Raw genomic sequence first — 2577 nt, 5'->3', positions numbered from 1 at the left:
TCGTTACGCCATTCGTGCAGGTCGGAACTTACCCGACAAGGAATTTCGCTACCTTAGGATGGTTATAGTTACCACCGCCGTTTACTGGCGCTTAAATTCTCAGCTTCGCCCCGAAAGGCTAACCGGTCCTCTTAACGTTCCAGCACCGGGCAGGCGTCAGTCCATATACATCGTCTTGCGACTTCGCATGGACCTGTGTTTTTAGTAAACAGTCGCTTTCCGCTGGTCTCTGCGGCCACCCACCCCTAGCTCGAAAAGAGCTTCAGGATGTTTGGCCCCCCTTCTCCCGAAGTTACGGGGGCATTTTGCCGAGTTCCTTAACCACAGTTCACCCGATCGCCTTGGTATTCTCTACCTGACCACCTGTGTTGGTTTGGGGTACGGGCCGTGCATGCACTCACTAGAGGCTTTTCTCGGCAGCATAGGATCACTCTACTTCGCCTCAAACGGCTACACATCACGTCTCAGAGTATGTAAGGCACGGATTTGCCTATGCCTTCTCCTACACGCTTATACCAGGACAACCATCGCCTGGCGGAGCTACCTTCCTGCGTCACCCCATCGCTTGACTACTACGAAATCAGGTCCCACGCTCCACAACACCCACTAGGCCCGAAGGCTTCGCGGACGCGCTTTGGGTGGTTAGTATCAAACGCCTCGTCATGGGCGCACATGCTCGGGTACGGGAATATCAACCCGTTGTCCATCGACTACGCCTGTCGGCCTCGCCTTAGGTCCCGACTTACCCTGGGCGGATTAGCCTGGCCCAGGAACCCTTGGTCATCCGGCGGCAGAGTTTCTCACTCTGCATTCGCTACTCATGCCTGCATTCTCACTCCCACACCCTCCACGACTGGCTTCCGCCGCCGCTTCCCTGGATGCAGGACGCTCCCCTACCCATCCACACCACTAGACACAACCCTCAAGGGGTTGAGCCGATGTATTGTATGAATGACACAGCTTCGGCGGTGTGCTTAAGCCCCGCTACATTGTCGGCGCAGGACCACTTGACCAGTGAGCTATTACGCACTCTTTCAAGGGTGGCTGCTTCTAAGCCAACCTCCTGGTTGTCTGGGCAATCCCACATCCTTTCCCACTGAGCACACACTTAGGGGCCTTAGCTGGTGTTCTGGGCTGTTTCCCTCTCGACGACGAAGCTTATCCCCCGCCGTCTCACTGCCACGCTCTCACTAACCGGTATTCGGAGTTTGGTTGATTTCGGTAACCCGGTAAGGCCCCTAGACCATCCAGTAGCTCTACCCCCGGCAAGAAACACGTGACGCTGCACCTAAATGCATTTCGGGGAGAACCAGCTATCACGGAGTTTGATTGGCCTTTCACCCCTACCCACAGCTCATCCCCTCAGTTTTCAACCTAAGTGGGTTCGGGCCTCCACGACGTCTTACCGTCGCTTCACCCTGGCCATGGGTAGATCACTCCGCTTCGGGTCTAGACCACGCGACTACAGTTCGCCCTATTCAGACTCGCTTTCGCTACGGCTACCCCACACGGGTTAACCTCGCCACGCAGCACTAACTCGCAGGCTCATTCTTCAAAAGGCACGCCATCACCCCAAAAGGCTCTGACGGCTTGTAGGCACACGGTTTCAGGTACTCTTTCACTCCCCTCCCGGGGTACTTTTCATCTTTCCCTCACGGTACTCGTCCGCTATCGGTCTTCAGGAAGTATTTAGGCTTACCGGGTGGTCCCGGCAGATTCACAGCAAATTCCACGAGCTCGCTGCTACTCGGGAACACCACCAAGGTCCTTGAAACTGGTTTTCGCGTACGGGGCTCTCACCCACTCCGGCCCGCCATCCCAAGCGGTTCCACTAACCAGCACAACAACCCGAAGAAATGTCAGTCTCTTCAAGGCGGGTCCCACAACACCGTCTGCACAACGCCTGACAGCTTGACATGCAAACGGTTTAGCCTCTTCCGCTTTCGCTCGCCACTACTCACGGAATCACGGTTGTTTTCTCTTCCTGCGGGTACTGAGATGTTTCACTTCCCCGCGTTCCCTCCACACACCCTATATATTCAGGTGCGGGTAACACCACATCACTGGTGCTGGGTTTCCCCATTCGGAAATCCTCGGATCACAGCTCGGTTGACAGCTCCCCGAGGCTTATCGCAGCCTCCTACGTCCTTCATCGGCTCCTGAAGCCAAGACATCCACCATGTGCCCTTAACAACTTGACCACAAAGATGCTCGCATCCACTCTACAGTTCTCAAACACCACACCAGAAACAAACAGCGTTTCAGGGCGTAAGCCCTGAGGCGTGTTGCCTCAGGACCCAACAGTGTGCCAGGAACATGCCCGCGCCCGACTCGGCAGGCCAACTTTCCACGCGAAGCAAGCTTCGCAGTACTAGCCGGCGACCTCATCACCACACGAACACATAAACCAGTAGTTCCACAATTCCTTGAGCAACCGGAGCAAAACCACGTGCGGGTTTTAAACTCCAGCCACTCCCAGCTCTATGAGCTGGGATGTGTTGTGCTCCTTAGAAAGGAGGTGATCCAGCCGCACCTTCCGGTACGGCTACCTTGTTACGACTTCGTCCCAATCGCCAG

General features: G+C 55.7%; 1 rRNA gene. It reads right to left on the bottom strand.

The features are described 5' to 3' along the window. Positions 1-2201: ribosomal RNA gene (locus ACWEGE_RS46845) — 23S ribosomal RNA — on the bottom strand; the annotation flags it as partial. Positions 2202-2577 lie beyond the last annotated feature (376 nt).

This window comes from Amycolatopsis sp. NPDC004747, from assembly GCF_053601335.1.
The sequence above is the reverse complement of the archived record's forward strand: the minus strand, read 5'-3'. Positions and strand labels throughout refer to the sequence as shown.